Consider the following 18,286-nt stretch of genomic DNA (forward strand, 5'->3'; position numbering starts at 1 on the left):
CTGGGCGGCATGCCTGATACCCGACAAGATGGGATCTACGGTTGAAAGCGGTTCGCTTGCATGGCCGGGGCGGTCCGGAGCAGCTCAGGTATGAGGACGCGCCAACGCCGGCGCCGATAGGCGGCGAGGTACGCGTGCGGGTACAGGCCGCGGGCATCACGCCTACCGAGCTCACCTGGACCGAGACCTATCAGGACCGCAGCGGCAACCCGCGGCTGCCGAGCATCCCCGCCCACGAATTGTGCGGAGTGGTCGACGCGGTGGGCACTGAGGTGGACGACCTCGCCGTCGGCGATCCCGTCTACGGGCTGATCGACTTTCCCCGGGATGGTTGTGCCGCCGAATTCGTCGTCGTCTTGGCCGCTGATCTGGCACCCGCACCCCGCGCCCTCGATCCTGTGCACGCGGCCGCCATGCCACTGTCCGGGCTGACGGCCTGGCAGGCCCTGTTCCGGCACGGCCGGTTAGAGGCAGGTCAGCGGGTGCTGATCCATGGTGCCGCCGGCGGGGTGGGATCTTTGGCGGTGCAACTCGCCCGATGGAAGCGGGCCCACGTCGTCGCGACGGCGTCGCACCGGCACGAGAGCTTTCTGCGTGAGCTGGGGGTGGATCAGTTCGTCGACTACGACGCGGAGCCGTTCGAGACGGTCGTCAGCGATGTGGATCTGGTCCTGGACACCGTCGGAGGCGAGACGCTCAACAGATCGTGGGCGGTGCTGAATGGCACCGGCAGGCTGATCTCAATCGTCGAGGAACCGGGCCGGCCACCGGCGGGCCATGTGCCCGGGATGTTCTTCATCGTTGCGCCCAGCAGCCCTGAACTGCGCGAACTGACCCGGTTGATCGACGCGGGAGAACTGCGCCCGTTCGTCCAATCGGTCTTCCCGCTCGCCCGGGCGCGTGCCGCGTTCGAGCAGGGCCTTGCCGGGCATCTGCGCGGCAAGATCGTGCTGCAGGTCGAATGATCAGAAGCAGTGCTCGTCGGCGGGGAACACTCCGCCGGCCACGTCTTCCGCGTATTGAGTTGCGGCACGGCGCAATTCACCGGCGATATCGGCATACCGCTTGACGAAGCGGGGGGCCTTGCCGCTGCTGAGCCCGGCCATGTCCTGCCAGACCAGGACCTGGCCGTCGCAGTTGGGGCCGGCTCCGATGCCGATGGTCGGAATGGTCAACTTGCCGGTGATCTGAGTGGCCAGCTCGGCCGGAACCATCTCCATGACGACGGAGAACGCGCCGGCTTCGGCGACCGCGATGGCGTCGGCGATGGTCTGCTCGGCCGCGTCGCCGCGACCCTGCACCCGGAAGCCACCCAGAGTGTTGACGCTTTGCGGCGTGAAGCCGATGTGCGCCATCACCGGGATGCCGGCGGCGGTCAGAAATGCGATTTGCTCGGCTACCCGCTCACCGCCCTCGAGCTTCACCGCGTGCGCGCCGCCCTCCTTCATGAAACGGGTGGCGGCCGCGAGCGCGGCGGCGGGTCCGCCCTCGTAGCTGCCGAACGGCAGATCGGCGACGACCAGCGCGTGCTGGGCACCCCGTACCACGCCTCGCACCAGTGGGATCAGCTCGTCGATGGAAACCGGCACCGTGGTGTCGTAGCCGTAGACGACATTGGCCGCGGAGTCACCGACCAGCAGAACCGGTATGCCGGCCTCGTCGAACACCCGGGCGGTCGAATAGTCGTAGGCCGTCAGCATGCCCCACTTGTGGCCTTCGGCCTTCCATTTCTGCAGGTGGTGGGTGCGAATCTTGGCACGGGGCGCAGGCGGCGCGACAGCCGGGTCGGCCCCATAGACGTGTTGCTCAGTAGACATCTTTGTCCCTAGTGATGTGGTCCGGTCGATCCTCGTGGCCCTGCCGAGAAAATCTGGCTGGTGGGTCCCCGGGTTCGTCTGACCCCCACAGTCTGCCATCTCACATCCGCCCTTGTCACCGTGGGGCTGCTGTGACACATACCATCGTCGGATGCAACGGCTCAGCGGACTCGACGCCAGCTTCCTCTACCTGGAGACCGAATCACAGCCCATGCATGTTTGCTCGGTCATGGAGCTGGACACGTCGAGCATGCCCGGCGGCTACACGTTCGACCGGTTGCGCCACGCTTTGTCGCTGCGGATCAAAGCGATGCCGCAGTTCCGCGAGAAGCTTGCCGACAGCCCGCTGAACTTCGACCACCCGGTCTGGGTGGATGACGAGAACTTCGAGATCGACCGCCACCTGCACCGCATCGGACTGCCGGCGCCCGGCGGGCGAGCGGAGATATCCGAGATCTGCGGGCACATCGCATCCTTGCCGTTGGATCGCCGGCGACCGCTGTGGGAGATGTGGGTCATCGAAGGCGTGGCGGGCACGGATTGCCACCACCGGGGCCGGCTTGGGGTGATGACCAAGGTGCACCACGCCGGAGTGGACGGCGTGACCGGCGCCAACCTGATGTCTCAGCTGTGCACCACCGAAGCCGATGCGCCCGCGCCGGATCCGGTGCTGGGCGTCGGCGGCGGCAACGGCTGGCAGATCGCGGCGGGCGGCCTGCTCAGGTTCGCCACCCGACCCTGGCAGCTGGCCAGTGTGATGCCGCAAACGGTGTCCTCGGCGGTGACGACGGTAAGGCGGGCGCTGGACGGCCAGACGATGGCGCGGCCGTTCGCCGCACCGCCAACCGTGTTCAACGCCAGCATCACTGGCCGGCGCAACGTCGCCTACGCACAGCTGGATCTCGACGACGTGAAGAGGGTGAAGAACTACTTCGACGTCAAAGTCAACGATGTGGTGATGGCCTTGGTCTCTGGCGTTCTGCGGCAATATCTGTCCGATCGCAACGCATTGCCTGCCACGTCGCTGGTTGCGACGGTGCCGGTCTCGGTGCACGGGAAGTCGGATCGCGGTGGGCGCAATCAGGTTTCGGGGATGTTTTCCAGCCTGGAGACCCAGATCGCCGACCCCGCGGAGCGTCTGAAGGCCATCGCGCACGCGAATTCGGTTGCCAAAGAACATAATTCGGCGATCGGCGCGACTCTGCTGCAAGATTGGACGCAGTTCGCCGCACCGGCGGTGTTCGGGATCGCGATGCGGGTCTACGCCAAGACCCGGTTCACCGAGAGCCTGCCGGTGCACAACCTGGTGGTTTCCAACGTGCCGGGGCCGCAGACCCCGTTGTATCTGCTGGGCTGCGAGGTCAAGGCGATGTACCCGCTAGGGCCGATCTTTCACGGCGCGGGGCTCAACGTGACGGCGATGTCGTTGAGCGGCAAGCTGGATTTCGGTCTGATCTCCTGCCCGGACCTGTTGCCGGACTTATGGGAGATGGCCGACGAGTTCGCCGTCGCGATGGAAGAACTGCTCGCAGCTGCCCGGTAAGGCCGCCAACCGGCACCGTGCGTGTCCTCTGGCAGCATATGTTGGCATGTGTCTGTCTCGCCGCGACAAGATCGCGCGCACGCTGCTGATCTCGATGGCGACCGCCGGCGTGGCGATGCTGCTCGCGGGCTGCCTCCGGGTGGTCGACGGGCATCCCCAGATGGCCGGTCCCAGGCTCGGTCAGCCGATTGCGTGGTCGGCCTGCCGGACCACGGGCTCGGGCAAGCTGCCGGCCGGCGCAATGTGCGGCAAGCTCGCGGTGCCGGTGGATTACGAGCATCTCAGTGGCGACGTCGCGGTGCTCGGGTTGGTTCGCTTTGCCGCGACGGGGAACAAAATCGGTTCGCTGGTCATCAACCCCGGCGGGCCCGGCGAATCCGGCGTCCAGGCCGCTCTCGGCATTGTCCAGACGTTGCCGCCGAAGGTTCGCGAACGCTTCGACCTCGTCGGGTTCGACCCTCGCGGGGTGGGGTTGTCGCGGCCGGCCATCTGGTGCAACTCCGACGCGGACAACGACCGGCTGAGAACCGAGCCACAGGTCGACTACAGCCCGGCCGGCGTGCAGCACAGCGAGGACGAGACCAAGGAGTTCGTCGCCCGCTGCATCACCAAGATGGGCCTGACCTTTCTGCGCAATGTCGGGACCGTCAACGTCGCCCGGGACCTGGACGCGATCCGAGCAGCGTTGGGCGACGCCAAGCTGAGTTACCTGGGCTATTCGTACGGCACCCGGATCGGTTCGGCCTACGCCGAGGCCTACCCGCAGAACGTGCGCGCGATGATCCTCGACGGTGCCGTCGACCCCAACGCCGATCCCATCGAGGCCGACCTGCGTCAAGCCAAGGGATTCCAGGATGCCTTCAACGACTACGCGGCGGACTGCGCGAAAAAGCCGACCTGCCCGCTGGGCACCGACCCGACCAAGGCCGTCGACGTCTACCACAGCCTGGTCGATCCGCTGGTCGACCCGAACAATTTGATGGTCGGCAGGCCGGCAAAAACCGAGGACCCGCGTGGGCTCAGCTATAGCGACGCCATCATCGGCACCATCATGGCGCTGTACTCGCCGACGTTGTGGCACCACCTGACCGACGGCCTGACCGAGTTGCGCGACGGGCACGGCGACACCCTGTTGGCGCTTGCGGACATGTACATGCGCCGCGACGCGAAAGGTCACTACAACAACGCCACCGATGCGCGGGTGGCGATCAATTGCGTTGACCAGCCGCCGGTTACCGATCGGGCCAAGGTCATCGACGAAGATCGCCGCTCCCGGGAGCTCGCCCCGTTCATGAGTTACGGGCAGTTCACCGGTCATGCCCCGCTGGGAACGTGCGCGTTCTGGCCGGTGCCGCCCACCAGCAAGCCGCATGCCGTCTCGGCGCCCGGAATGGCTCCGTCCGTGGTGGTGTCCACCACACACGATCCGGCCACGCCGTACCAGGCCGGAGTGGACCTGGCCAACCAGCTGCATGGCTCGCTGCTCACCTACGAGGGCACCCAGCACACGGTGGTTTTCCAGGGCGAGAACTGCATCGACAACTACATCACCGCGTACCTCATCGACGGCACCACGCCACCGGCCGGCGCCAAGTGCTAGCTGAGCACCGGCGCCAGTCGATGGGGTTCGTCCCACCGCGGCGCTGTGATCAAGGCGTGACCGATTCGCGTCGTGGCGGGAATGCTTGGCTGCGACGATGACAGCCATGTCGCGCCGCAGACCCTTGAGCTCGGCGCTTCTTGCTTTGTTCGTCGGCGGGTTGCTGCTTGGCGGTCAGCCGGTGACCGGCGCCACCCCCGAACCCGGACCCGGCGCGGGCCAGACGCAGAGCCCGCAGCCGCCGGCGGTGGCGCAGCCGAACTGGGGCAGCTGCAGCGATTTCCTGGGCGACACCAAGGACATTCCCACCGCAAAGTGCGCGACGGTGTCGGTTCCCGTCGACTACAACAACCCCGGTGGCGCGCAAGCCAAGTTGGCGGTGATCAGGATTCCGGCAACCGGGCAGCGAATCGGGTCGCTGCTGGTCAATCCGGGCGGTCCCGGCGCGTCCGCAGTCGACATGGCGGCCGGGCTGGCGCCCGACCTGGATGGCACCGAGCTTCGGAGCCGCTTCGACCTGGTGGGCTTCGATCCGCGTGGGGTGGGCCATTCCACGCCCGCTCTGCGTTGCCGCACCGACGCGGAGTTCGACGCTTTTCGTCGCGATCCGATGGTCGATTACAGCCCTGCCGGAGTGGCGCACATCGAGCAGGTCTACCAGCAGTTGGCCAAAGAATGCGCCGACAAGATGGGCACCGCGTTCCTGGCCAACATCGGCACCGCGTCCGCCGCGCGCGACATGGACATGGTCCGCCAGGCGCTGGGCGACGAGCAGATCAACTATCTGGGCTTCAGCTACGGCACCGAGCTCGGCACCGCCTATCTGGAGCGGTTCGCCGACCATGTGCGGGCGATGGTGCTGGACGGCGCCATCGACCCGACGGTGGGCCCGATCGACGAAAACATCAAGCAAATGGCAGGATTTCAGACCGCCTTCAACGACTACGCCGCCGACTGTGCCCGTTCGCCGGCCTGCCCGCTGGGCACCGACCCGGCCCAATGGGTCAACCGCTATCACGCTCTGGTCGACCCGCTGGTCGCCAAGCCCGGTCCGACGTCGGATCCGCGCGGCCTCTCTTACGCCGACGCGACCACCGGCACCATCAATGCGCTCTATACGCCGGCCCACTGGAAATACCTGACCAGCGGTCTGATCGGGTTGCAGCGCCACACCGACGCCGGAGACCTGCTCATGCTCGCCGACGACTACGACGGCCGCGACAAGCATGGGCACTACAGCAACGACCAGGACGCGTTCAACGCGATCCGTTGCGTCGACGCGCCGTCGCCGACGGATGAAGAAAGCTGGGTCGCCGCCGACCAGCAGATCCGCCAGGCCGCCCCGTTCCTCAGCTATGGACCGTTCACCGGTCACGCGCCGCGGGATCTGTGCGGGCTGTGGCCGGTGCCGGCGACGACGGCGCCGCACGCCGCGCCCCAGGTTCCGTTCGGCAAGGTGGTCGTCGTATCGACGACGCACGACCCGGCCACGCCGTATGAGGCCGGGGTGAATCTGGCCAGGCAGCTGGGCGCCCCGCTGATCAGTTACGACGGAACCCAGCACACGGCGGTGCTGGGCGGCAATCCGTGCGTCGACGGCGCGGTGACGCGCTACTTCGTGGACCTGACGGTGCCGCCGATGGCGTTGCGCTGCCAACCCTGAGCTACGTGCTGGGACGTGAACCAGTGTTGTTGGGCGGGTTGGTATCTGGCTCCAGTTCCCCTGCGTCAAAGGCTTTCTTGACTTCTGCCGCATGCGCCACCTGCTGCGCACTGTAGCCGATGAGCAGCGCCACACCACAGACCAGGATGGCCACCCCGGCCAGCCATCGGAAGCCGTAGGTGTACGCCTGGTCCAGCGCGTGCAACTGGGCGGCGTTCATAGACTTCACCGGGCCGATGGTGCCGCCGAGGTGTAGTGCGCGGGACGTGATGGCAGCCTGGACGACGGCCAGCACCATCGGCCCGCCGAGGCGGGACAGCATGAGCGAGATCGCCGATATGGGCCCAATCCGGTCTAAACCGACGCTGGCGATCAGCGCGAGTGCAAGCGGCACGTTGATGATGCCGATACCGATACCGGAGATGACGAGGGGCAACACCAAATTCGGGAAGTACGGGACGCCGCGGTGGAGCGTCGAGGCGTACAGCACCGCACCCAGCACGATGATGCCGCCGACGATCACCACCACGCGCGGCGGGAACGAGGTCACCATCCGCGATGCCGCGCCCGCGCCGATGCCAACCGCGAAGACGAACGGGATGAAGCCAAGGCCCGCGTGCAGCGTGCTGAAGCCCACGATGTCCTGCACATAAAGGCCGAGCAGCAGGGTCAGGGTGAACATCACCCCACCGGCCAGAAAGATGGCCGCAAACATGGCCATCCGGTTGCGGTCGACGAACAAGTCAAAGGGCAGGACGGGGTTTTCCGCCCTGCGCTCCACCACCACGAACGCCACGGAAGCACCCAGGGCCACCACAGCCGACCCGATCGTGATGGGCGACAGCCAGCCCTTCTCCGGCCCCACCGAGAAGCCGAGCACCGCCGCGGTAAAGACCAGCGTGGCCAACCCGGCGCCAGTCGCGTCGAGCTTCATCCGCTCCTTCTGCGTTTCCCGCAGCGCACTGTGGGACAGATAGAGCACCAGCAGCCCGATCGGCACGTTCACCAAAAACACCAGCCGCCACGACACCTCGGTGAGCGCTCCGCCCACGACGAGACCCAGCACCGAGCTGAGGCCGCCGATGGTGCCCAGCACCGCCATCGCGGCATTGCGTAAAGGGCCCTTCGCGAACGTCGTCGCCACCAGCGCCATACCGGTCGGTGCGATGATCGCCGCGGCTACGCCCTGTAGCAGCCGCGCCAAAACGAGGACTGTCCCGTTCCAGGCGATGCCGCATATCGCCGAGACAATGGTGAACAGTGCGACGCCGGCGATGAAGGCGCGCTTGCGCCCGATCGTGTCACCGAGGCGACCACCCAGCAGTACCAGCCCGCCAAAGGTCAGCACATAGCCGATGATCACCCAGCTTCGCGCGGCATCGGAGATGCCGAGGTCATTCTGGATCCTGGGAAGCGCGACGACCGCGATCATGCCGTCCATCGTTGCCATCAACTGCATGAGGCCGATCGCGGTAACCGCGGCTATGAACCAGCGAGGTGGCAGCCTGGTCGAGAAGTTTCTGCTCCTACCGCCTCGCGTGGTCGGTTCGACCGGCAACGGGCTCGTTTCGCGCGATGTGTCGTCCAATGGAGTACTGCCTGCATCGTTGAGAGTCGGCTCTGCGGGTACCCTACGGCAACCTTAGGAAGTCTTAGCCAAAAACCGGGCCAGATACACCTTTTCGGTCACCGGGTGAGCCTTGATCCCCGCGACCCTTGGTTGGGCACTGACCTCCCCGCGAGCGCGTTGCTGCCGGACCGTTGGTGGCGGCTGAGCACGAGCGTTGGGAAAATCACTCAACCGGGGTGAACTCGAGGTGCAATTCCTTGAGGCGCCTGAACAAGAAAGTCCGGTCCCATTTGAGGCGACGATCGCCCACCGGACCATGCTCGGCTTCTGAAAGCCGAATGTCGGCCATCCGGTCGAGGATTCGTTCCAAACTCACCCGCGCTTCGGCGCGGGCGATCGGGGCACCCGGACAAGTGTGGATACCACGGCCGAATGCGATGTGTTGCAATATGTTTGGGCGTTCGAGGCGGAATTCCCTGGGCTCCTCGAACCGTTGTGGATCGCGGTTTGCGGCGCCATTCATCACCAGTACGCTGGTGCCGGCTTGCACATCGACGTCGCCTATTTTGGTGGTGCGCCGCGCCATGCGGAAATTCGATTTGATCGGGCTTTCGAAGCGCAGCATTTCCTCAATGAACGCGGGGACCTTTGAGCGGTCCTTGCGCAGCTGCTCTTGCAAGTCCGGTCGCTCCGCCAGCATTAGCATTGCGAGACTCAGCAGATCGATCGTGGTGCCGTGGCCGGCAGCGAACATGAACGTGGCGACGCGGGCAACGTCGATCGCGGCGGGCGTCGTGCCGTCGGGAAACTTGGCCAGCGCAAGCTCGGTGAGCACATCCTCGCGCGGTGTGCGCCGCCGCTCCTCGATGTACTCGACGAACCACTCCTCTTTTACGCCGACGAAGCCGCTACGTTCGCCTTCGAGCCTGCTGGCCGTCGCAGCGCGGCGGAATCGGTCATGGTCGGCCTCGGGCACGCCCAGCAAATTGATGATCGCGACGAGCGTGAACGGAAAGTTGTAGTCGACGACGATCTCGCACTTGCCCTGCGCGACGAAGGAGTCGAGTTGCTCGTCGGCCAGACGCCAGAGGAAATCCTCGTTCTTCTTGAGCTGCTTGGGCGTAAACAGCCTGTTCAACAGCGAGCGGTGCGCGGTGTGCCGCGGAGGATCAAACGTGATGAAGTAGTCGCCGAACGTAACCCTGTGGCGGTGCTGTTCGATCAGATCCGAAACGTCGTCACTGCCGGTTTTCTTCGGAATCCCCGACCATGGTCCGCTGACTATGTTGCACACCGAATAGTTCTGCTCGGCGTCGCGCTGGACGGCGACGGCCTCGTCATACCCCGACACCATCACCACGCCATGCGCCGGCTCGCGCCGTACTGGGCAACGACGGATCGCGTCGTAGTAGTCGTTGGGGTCATCGACGAGCGACTTGTCGGTAAAGAAATCGAGGTTCTCGAGTTCGCTCAAACCGCCTCCATCGCCTAGCAATAGACAATAGGGATGTTATGCGCGCGCCACGGCACATGTACCGAAATAGCCGCCCGAAACCACATGGGACGCGATGGCGTGACCCGAGTCCGGCTACACCATCGGGCAGCACCTAGCGCCGATTGTCCCGCCGTATATGAGCGGTCCTCGCCGCGGCTGGGCTCGCTCGAGGCAGCAGCGACAGGAACGCCAGGGCATGTCCTGCACTTACGCTGCCAAATCGCGCCGGACGTACCCGTACACTCCGACGCCCGTCAGGGTCGCGGCGATGAGCAACAGAATGATGGTGGCCGCCCAATTAGGCGGTCTGTCCGGTACGGGGGCAAGGTGCGCCCACGGCGACAGGGTGGCAATCCAGCGAGGGGCTTTGGTGATCTGCAAGATCAGGTTCACCAGGAACCCGCCGACAAGCGGCAGAGCGCCGATCGCGCCTGCGGCGGATGGTAGCAACCCGATGCCCACCGCGGTGGCTCCGGCCGCGAGCATTGCCACCGGAAGAGAATTCAGCGCACCCGCAAGTGACTCGCCCAACTGCAGTGGGGTGCCGGTGAGTTTGGCACCGCCCCACAGGGCGACTGCGGCTGAGCAATGCAGGGCAACCATCCCGCCGACCGTGATCACCGTCTCGGTGCACAGCAGACGTACGCGCGAAACTGGCTGGGCGAATAGCAGGGTCCACCGTCCGGCCTTTTCGTCGACGACCATGGTTGCAAGACGCATTGTGGCGTAGAGACCGGTTGGGACTGCGAGCAGGCCGAACAGAGCCGCAGCGATGAGATACAACTCGTGGCCACGCAGTCCGGCGGCCGCGGCGAGTTCAGCGAACCGCTTGTTGTTTTCGATGAGGTCGAGAAGATAGGCGAGCATCGCGCCGACCAGAAAGTAATATGCGGCGATGCCCACCGCCCACCCCAGCGTGGTCCGCGCGGTCCGCTGAAGCGCAAACCCGCCGATCGATTGCAACAATCGGGTTCGCGGAGCACGGGTATTTCGCACCGCCACAATCCCGTCGCCCAAATCGCGGTGACGGGCCGCCAAGAGGGCTGCAGCGGCCAGCACGATCGGAAACGCGCCCAACACCACCAGTGGACCGATGCGATTTTCGGCGTATGGCGCCGAGCGTGCTGTCAGCCCGAACGGCGTGGCCCATGCCATCCATGCCAGCTGATGCGAGCCATCGGCGATCATGCGCAGCAGCGCGCTAACGCCGATAGCCGCGACCGTAATTCCCGTGGCACTGGATTGCCTCGGCATCACTTGTGCGGCGAGCAGAGCTGTTGTCGCGAAAGTCAAAACAATGCCCGTGATTCCCGCTGCATGTATCACTGCCCCGGTCGGGTGGGTACCGGCCGCCAATAGGGCCGCCGCGACGGCCGCGCCGATCAGCATTGCGGATCCAGCGAGGGCGGCCAGGTAGCGGACGACCAAGTCAGTCGTTCGCAGGCGTCCCGCCAGGAGCAGATCCCACCGGCCGTTATCCTCTTCACCGCGGGTAAAACGTGTGGCGGCAAACATGATCCATACGCTCGCGAGCAGCGAAACGGTTGTGCCGGTGCGCCACACGGTGAAACCGCCAGGATCGTCGAGAGCGACCGGTGGCCCCGCCAACGTCCTTACGGCGGGATTGTCAGCAAGGGCGCGCATACCTGATGCATCCAGCAAGTTGTTCACCAATCGGTATTGGCTGGCGGCCAATACCGATATCCCCCCGCAGATCGAGGCGACCACGAGGGCACCCAGGCGAACCTGGCGCACGGCTAGCCGGCTCACGGCCCGGCCCGGCCCGAATTGCGGCCCGCCGGCCACCGAACCGGGCGGCGGGGCCGTCGTCATCGTGCAGCTTCTCCGTAATAGGCGAGAAAAATCTCTTCAAGTGTCGGTTCGTGCATAGTGATCGCGACAACGTCGGCTGCGGCGAGCGCTCGAAGCGCGGCCCTCGGCGATCCAGTCAGGTTGAGGCGCAACCGTTCACCGTCCAACCGCTCGACACTCGACACACCGTCAACATGCTCCAGGCGCGGTTGAACGCCGTGATAGGACACCTCGACCACGGTCTGGTGCAGCTGACGTAGGTCAGCGATGCTGTCAACTTCCACGAGTCGCCCGGCACGCAGAATCGCAACGCGGTCGCATACGGCTTCCACCTCGGCCAGCTGATGAGAGCTGAGGAAAACCGTCTGGCCGCGCTCGCGTGCTTCTGCGACACAGCCACGAAATCTTCGTTCCATCAACGGGTCCATGCCGCTGGTGGGCTCATCGAGCACGAGCAGCGGAGCTCGTGTCGCGAATGCTGCGATAAGGGCCACCTTCTGCCGGTTACCGGTCGAGTAGGCCTTGGCTGGCTTGTCGAGCTCGAGATCGAAACGGTCGACCAACTCGTCGCGGTACGCCGCGTCGATACCGGGACCCACGCAGCCAAGCAGCTCAAGGATTTCGGCGCCCGTCATCCTTGGCCACAGCGCGACATCCGCGGGCACGTATGCGATGTGACGATGAGACCGACGGACGTCACCCGCAGGGCAACCGAAGATCTCCGCAGTGCCTGCGGTGGGGCGAATCAATCCGAGCAGCAGGCGAATCGTCGTCGACTTGCCTGCGCCATTGGGGCCGAGGAACCCGAACACCTCGCCGGGGGCGACGGTCATACTCAGGTCCTCGACGGCGACGACGCGCCCGAACCGTTTGGTGAGACCCTCGACACGGATTGCCGGGTTGACAGCGGTTTGCACCGGGGATTCCACGCCCTGAGCGTAAGTCACCGGCCCCCAGGGATTCTCTCATTGCAGGTCTTCGGGCGCGGAAGACCATGGTGGGGCCGATTTGATGAGCATGTCCGGGCGCAGCAGCCGTGAGCGCCAAATGTCGTTCTGTCGGAAGGCTTTTGTCTCCCGGATACGCGGCTCTACAAGCCGAGGAATCGTCTGAGGCAGATTAAGGTGAAGCGCAAACGGCGCAATCCTGCGGCGCGGAGTCGGCGGCGCCAAAATCTCAGGGTTTTATCAGGAACTTTTTCGAAAAGCCGGACCGACTTCCCTCGCGGCAGTAGGGTTGGGATCGCCTGACTCATATCCGCGCGGGGCGGATGGCGGGGAGCCTAGGCAAAGGCAAGTTCATCTTCGGGGTGGGTAGATGGATGCAACTCACGGCCAAGCTTTACCGCTGACGCGCGCACAGTTAGACATCTGGCTTGCGCAGAAAACGGATCGTTTTGCTGCGAGGTGGCAGATGGGCGAGCTTTTCCGAATCGAAGGCAGGATAGATCCTGGTTTGCTTGAGCGCGCGATCGTTCAAGTGGTGCGCGAAGCCGAACCGTTTAGAGTTGCCTTTTTCGAAGTGGACGGCCAGGTTTTCCAGAAAGCGGTTGATTACCCCGAAGTTGAGCTTGATTCCTATAACCTAATGGGCTCGCAGGATCCTGTCCAGGAAGCCTATCGGCTGACATCTTCGATTCAGCACACGCTGATGTCGCTTGGTGGGCCGCTGTTCAAATTTGCGTTGTTGCAGACGCGGGTGGATCAATTTTATTTTTTCGTCTGCTGGCATCATATAGTGGCAGACGGGGTTGGCCTTGCTCTTATTTGTCATCGGATCGCAGACGTGTACTCCGCGATGGCTTCCGGCGTGCCGAGTCCGCCTGCTTTCTTTGGGCCCCTGAGTGATCTGATTTCTTGCGAGTTAGAATACCAAGCGTCCACCGATTATCTTGATGATCAGGCTTATTGGACCAAGAACCTACCTTCGGAAAGCGACCCACGTTATCGGTTGGCATCCGTCGCGGACGGGCCTGATCCGTATGAGTCTTCTGTACCCGTTGAATTAGACCCTGTCGTCGTCGCAGGGATCCAGAAGTTGTCGCTGGCGTTGGGGGTGCGTCGCTCGTCGGTGATTACTGCGGCGTGCGCGCTGGTGGTGCGTGGGTTCGACGACGAAAGCTCGGAGGTAGTGCTCGATTTTGCGGTAAGCAGGCGTGCGCGTCCGGAAATACAGATGGTGCCAGGAATGGTTTCCGGGGACGTCCCACTGGTCTTGAAAGCTTCGCCGGCATCTGCAGTTGCGGGTTTTTGTAAACATGTCGACACGCGACTGCGGGAAGCGCTGCAGCATCAGCGTTTCCCGGTGCGCCTCCTTGAGAATGAAGCACGCCTCCGAGGTTCCGGGCAAGCGTCCAATCGGGTAATTGTTAACTACATCCCGACTACACATTTGATGGATTTTGCTGGTGCTCCGGCATCGGGGACCCTGACCCATACTAACCTCGTCGATCAGCTTGGACTGTTCTTTTATAGGGATGAGGATCGGCTTTTTCTCAGCACGGCTGGTGCTGGGCAATTGTTATCGGATTGTGATATTCGCGATTTAGTGAAGCGGTTGGAGCGGGTGATGGCGGCGATGAGCGCCGACCCGGCGCGGCCGTTGTCGTCGGTGGATCCACTCGATGAGGCCGACCATGCCCGGTTGGATGAGCTCGGTAACCGGGCCGTGTTGAGCAAGCCGGTGACCGCGCCGGTGTCGATTCCGGTGTTGTTCGCCGCGCGAGTGGCCCAGACACCGGATGCGGTGGGGGTGGTGTGCGAGGGGCGTTCGTGGACCTATCGCGAGGTCGAGGAAGCCGCTAATCGGTTGGCGCACTTGTTGGTCGGCCAGGGTGTGAGCCCGGGTCAGTGTGTGGCGCTGCTGGTGGAGCGTTCGGCTGAGGCGATCGTGGCGATGTTGGCGGTGCTCAAAACCCGGGCGGCATACCTACCAATCGACCCGGCGGTGCCGGCGGCCCGTATGCGGTTCGTGCTCGAGGATGCCGCGCCGGCCGCCGCTCTTACGAGCAGCGGGCTGGCGAGCCGGCTCGACGGCACCGAGGTACCCGTCATCGATCTCGACGATTCCCGTCTAGAGGCTCAGCCCAGCACCGCGTTGCCGGCGCCGGCCCCCGATGACATCGCCTATCTGATCTACACCTCCGGCACCACCGGTGTGCCGAAGGGAGTGGCCATCACCCACCACAACGTGACCCAGTTGCTGGGGTCGTTGGATGCCGGCTTGCCGGCGGCGGGGGTGTGGGCGCTGTGTCATTCGTTGGCCTTCGACGTGTCGGTGTGGGAGATCTGGGGTGCGCTGTTGCGCGGTGGGCGGTTGGTGGTGGTGCCCGAATCGGTCGTGAGCTCGCCGGAGGACTTCCGCGAGGCGCTGGTCGCCGAACAGGTCAGCGTGCTGACCCAGACGCCGTCGGCGGTGGCGGCGCTTTCCCCGCAGGGGTTGGAGTCGGCAGCGTTGGTGATGGCGGGTGAGGCCTGCCCGGTCGAGGTGGTGGATCGGTGGGCGCCGGAACGAATGATGGTCAACGCGTATGGCCCCTCCGAGACCACGATGTGCGTGGCGATCAGTGCGCCGCTGAAAGCTGGGTCCGAGGTGGTGCCGGTCGGTGTCCCGGTACCCGGGGCTGCGTTGTTCGTGCTGGACGGCTGGTTGCGGGCGGTGCCGGCCGGTGGGGTCGGTGAGCTGTATGTGGCCGGTCGCGGCGTGGGCGTGGGGTATGTAGGTAGGGCGGGGTTGACCGCGTCGCGGTTTGTGGCGTGTCCGTTCGCCGGTGCGGGGGCACCTGGACAGCGCATGTATCGCACTGGGGATCTGGTGTGTTGGGGCGCTGACGGGCAGCTGGTTTACCTGGGGCGCGCCGATGAGCAGGTCAAGATCCGCGGCTATCGCATCGAGCTGGGTGAGGTGCAGACCGCGCTGGCCGGGCTGGCTGGGGTGGAGCAGGCGGTGGTGATCGCGCGTGAGGATCGCCCCGGCGACAAGCGACTGGTGGGCTATGTGACCGGCACGGCGGATCCAGTTGAGTTGCGTGCTGCGCTGGGCGACCGGTTGCCGGCCTATATGGTGCCGGCCGCGGTGGTGGTGTTGAAGGCGTTGCCGTTGACCATCAACGGCAAACTGGACACTCGCGCCCTGCCGGCACCGGAGTCTCGGGATGGTCATGGTTACCGGGCCCCAGGCAGTGCCGTTGAGGAGATCCTGGCCGGCATCTACGCCGACGTGCTGGGGCTGGAGCGGGTCGGGGTGGATGACTCGTTCTTCGACCTGGGTGGGGATTCGCTCTTGGCGATGCGCCTGTTCGCGGCGATCAACACCGCACTGGACGCCGACCTTTCGGTACCCACCGTGTTCGAGGCGCCCACTGTGGCCCAGTTGGCGTGTCGTATCGGTGTGGGTTCGCGGCGGCGTGAGCCGCTGGTAGCGATGGCGCGGCCAGCGGTGGTGCCGTTGTCGTATGCCCAGCAGCGGTTGTGGTTTATCGACCAGTTGCAGGGGCCGTCGCCGGTGTACAACATGGCCACCGCGCTGCGGCTCGTTGGCGAGTTGGACGTCGACGCCTTGGGTGCGGCGCTCTGTGACGTGGTGGGCCGCCATGAGAGCCTGCGCACGCTGTTCGTCGCACCCGAAGGAATACCTCAACAGGTAGTTGTCCCGGTAGAGCGGGTCGACTTCTTGCGCGATGTAATTGATGCCAGTGCCTGGTCGGTTAGCCGGCTGGACGAGGCGATCGGCGCGGCGGCGCGGCACAGTTTTGATTTGGCGTGTGAGATCCCGTTGCGGGCAACACTTTTCCGTCTTGGTGACGAGGACCATGTGTTGGTGCCCGTGGTGCACCATATCGCCGCCGATGGCTGGTCTATCGCTCCGTTGTTGCGTGATCTGGGCTTTGCCTATGCCAGCCGATGCGCCGGGCACGCCCCGGATTGGGCGCCGTTGCCGGTGCAGTACGTGGATTACACGTTGTGGCAGCGCGCATTGCTGGGTGATCTGGCCGATCCCGACAGCCCTATCGCCGCGCAGCTGGCGTATTGGGAGCAGGCGTTGACCGGGTTGCCCGAGCGGCTGACGTTGCCCACCGATCGGCCTTATCCGTTGGTGGCCGATCAGCGTGGGGCCAGTGTGGTGGTGGACTGGCCGGTGGAGTTGCAGCAGCGGGTGCGCGAGATGGGGCGGGAGCACAACGCGACCAGTTTCATGGTGATCCAGGCCGCCTTGGCGGTGCTGTTGGCCAAGCTCAGCGGCAGCGCCGATGTGGCGGTGGGGTTCCCGATCGCGGGACGTGGTGATGCGGCGCTCGATGAACTGGTCGGGTTCTTCGTCAACACCTTGGTGCTGCGCGTCGACCTGACAGGTGACTTGACCGCCGCTGAGTTGCTGGCTCAGGTGCGCGCCCGCAGCTTGGCCGCCTACGAGCACCAAGATGTGCCCTTTGAGGTGCTGGTGGACCGGCTCAACCCGGCTAGGTCGTTGGCTCATCATCCCCTTATTCAGGTGATGGTGAGCTGGCAGTACGCGGGAAACAGCGATCCCGCTGCGGAGCTGGTATTGGGGGACCTTCGTCTCAGCTCGCTGCCCGTGGAGACCCAGACCGCCCGCATGGATTTGGCGTTTTCTTTGGCCGAACTCTTCACGGAGGCTGGTGAGCCCGCAGGCATCGGCGGAACGGTGGAGTTTCGTACCGATGTGTTCAATGCGGCCAGTATCGAGGTGCTGATTGGACGGTTGGCTCAGGTGTTGCTGGCATTGACCGCCGATCCCGGGCGGCGGTTGTCATCGGTGGATGTGCTGGGTGCGGGTGAGCGGGCTCGGTTGGATGAGCTGAGTAATCGGGTGGTGTTGACGGAGCCGAGCAGCGCGCCGGTGTCGGTGCCGGTGTTGTTTGCCGCCCAGGTGGCGCGTGCCCCGGAGGCGGTGGCGCTGGTATCGCAGGTCGAGTCGATGACCTACCGGCAGCTGGATGAGGCGTCTAATCGGTTGGCGCACTTGTTGGCCGAGCAGGGGGTGGGCCCGGGACGGTGTGTGGCGCTGCTCTTGCCGCGGTCGGCTAAGGGTGTGGTGGCGATTTTGGCGGTGTTGAAGGCGGGGGCGGCGTATGTGCCGATCGATCCGGCGGTGCCAAGGGCGCGAATCGAGTTCATGCTCACCGACGCCGCGCCGGTCGCCGCGGTGAGCACCGCGGATCTGCGGGCCCGGTTGGACGGGTTTGACCTGGCGGTCATTGATGTTGATGACCCGGCTGTGCAGGCTCAGCCCAGTACGGCGCTGCCGGCGCCGGCCCCGGAGGACGTGGCGCACATTATTTACACCTCGGGCACCACCGGGGTGCCCAAAGGGGTGGCCATCACTCATCACAACGTGACCCAACTCTTCCGCGCCCTCGATATCGGGGTGGAGCTCACGGCGGATCAGGTGTGGACGCAGTGTCACTCCTATGCCTTCGACTTTTCGGTGTGGGAGATCTGGGGTGCGTTGTTGCATGGTGGCCGGTTGGTGGTGGTGCCCGACGAGGTGACCCGTTCACCGCAGGAGTTTCACGCCTTGTTGGTCGCTGAACGGGTCAGCGTGCTAAGTCAGACTCCTTCGGCGGTGGGGCTGCTGTCGCCGCAGGGGGTGGATGCGGCGCTGGTGATCGCCGCGGAAGCGTGCCCGGCTGAGGTGGTGGAGCGGTGGGCGCCGGGGCGGGTGATGGTCAACGCCTACGGCCCGACGGAGACCACGGTGTATGCCACCAGCAGCGCGCCGCTGCGGGTGGGGTCGGGGGTGGTGCCGATCGGGTCGGCGGTGGCG

9 protein-coding genes and 1 pseudogene are annotated in these 18,286 nt (G+C 65.0%); 5 read left to right on the top strand and 5 right to left on the bottom strand.

Annotation, left to right across the window (positions count from 1 at the left end):
- Positions 1-41: 41 nt before the first annotated feature.
- A complete protein-coding gene (locus A9W99_RS24530; RefSeq protein WP_067384657.1) occupies positions 42-965 on the top strand; it encodes an NADP-dependent oxidoreductase in 924 nt (307 codons plus the stop codon).
- Here the strand turns inward: A9W99_RS24530 and panB are convergent, their stop codons facing one another.
- Positions 966-1,817, bottom strand: a complete 852-nt coding sequence (panB, locus tag A9W99_RS24535) for a 3-methyl-2-oxobutanoate hydroxymethyltransferase (protein ID WP_067384658.1) — start codon at positions 1,815-1,817, stop codon at positions 966-968.
- A 211-nt stretch (positions 1,818-2,028) separates the two neighbouring features.
- On the opposite strand from panB, the gene A9W99_RS24540 reads away from it, so the two are divergent.
- From A9W99_RS24540 to A9W99_RS24550, 3 genes are all read left to right on the top strand, one after another.
- Positions 2,029-3,360, top strand: coding sequence for a wax ester/triacylglycerol synthase family O-acyltransferase (locus tag A9W99_RS24540; RefSeq protein ID WP_371514988.1), 1,332 nt, complete (start codon positions 2,029-2,031; stop codon positions 3,358-3,360).
- A 46-nt stretch (positions 3,361-3,406) separates the two neighbouring features.
- Positions 3,407-4,960 (top strand): alpha/beta hydrolase, encoded by a 1,554-nt coding sequence (locus A9W99_RS24545; RefSeq protein WP_067384660.1) that lies wholly within the window; start codon positions 3,407-3,409, stop codon positions 4,958-4,960.
- Between the two features lie 97 nt (positions 4,961-5,057).
- Positions 5,058-6,623, top strand: a complete 1,566-nt coding sequence (locus A9W99_RS24550) for an alpha/beta hydrolase (RefSeq protein ID WP_156623272.1) — start codon at positions 5,058-5,060, stop codon at positions 6,621-6,623.
- Position 6,624: 1 nt separating this feature from the next.
- Here A9W99_RS24550 and A9W99_RS24555 read toward each other — a convergent pair.
- From A9W99_RS24555 to A9W99_RS24570, 4 genes and pseudogenes are all read right to left on the bottom strand, one after another.
- A pseudogene (locus tag A9W99_RS24555) lies at positions 6,625-8,228 on the bottom strand (MFS transporter).
- Between the two features lie 188 nt (positions 8,229-8,416).
- Positions 8,417-9,667 carry a cytochrome P450 gene (locus A9W99_RS24560; RefSeq protein WP_067384664.1) on the bottom strand — a complete coding sequence of 417 codons (1,251 nt, stop codon included), beginning with the start codon at positions 9,665-9,667 and terminating at the stop codon, positions 8,417-8,419.
- A gap of 228 nt (positions 9,668-9,895) precedes the next feature.
- Positions 9,896-11,521 (bottom strand): ABC transporter permease, encoded by a 1,626-nt coding sequence (locus tag A9W99_RS24565; protein ID WP_067384666.1) that lies wholly within the window; start codon positions 11,519-11,521, stop codon positions 9,896-9,898.
- Positions 11,518-12,333, bottom strand: coding sequence for an ABC transporter ATP-binding protein (locus A9W99_RS24570; RefSeq protein WP_082930197.1), 816 nt, complete (start codon positions 12,331-12,333; stop codon positions 11,518-11,520). The genes A9W99_RS24565 and A9W99_RS24570 overlap by 4 nt, the downstream gene beginning before the upstream one ends.
- Positions 12,334-12,817: 484 nt before the next feature.
- Here A9W99_RS24570 and A9W99_RS24575 point away from each other — a divergent pair.
- Positions 12,818-18,286 (top strand): non-ribosomal peptide synthetase (locus tag A9W99_RS24575; protein WP_156623273.1); only part of this gene is annotated, 5,469 nt, incomplete at its 3' end.

The sequence above is a fragment of the Mycobacterium sp. 1164966.3 genome (genome assembly GCF_001665395.1).
Taxonomy (GTDB): domain Bacteria; phylum Actinomycetota; class Actinomycetes; order Mycobacteriales; family Mycobacteriaceae; genus Mycobacterium.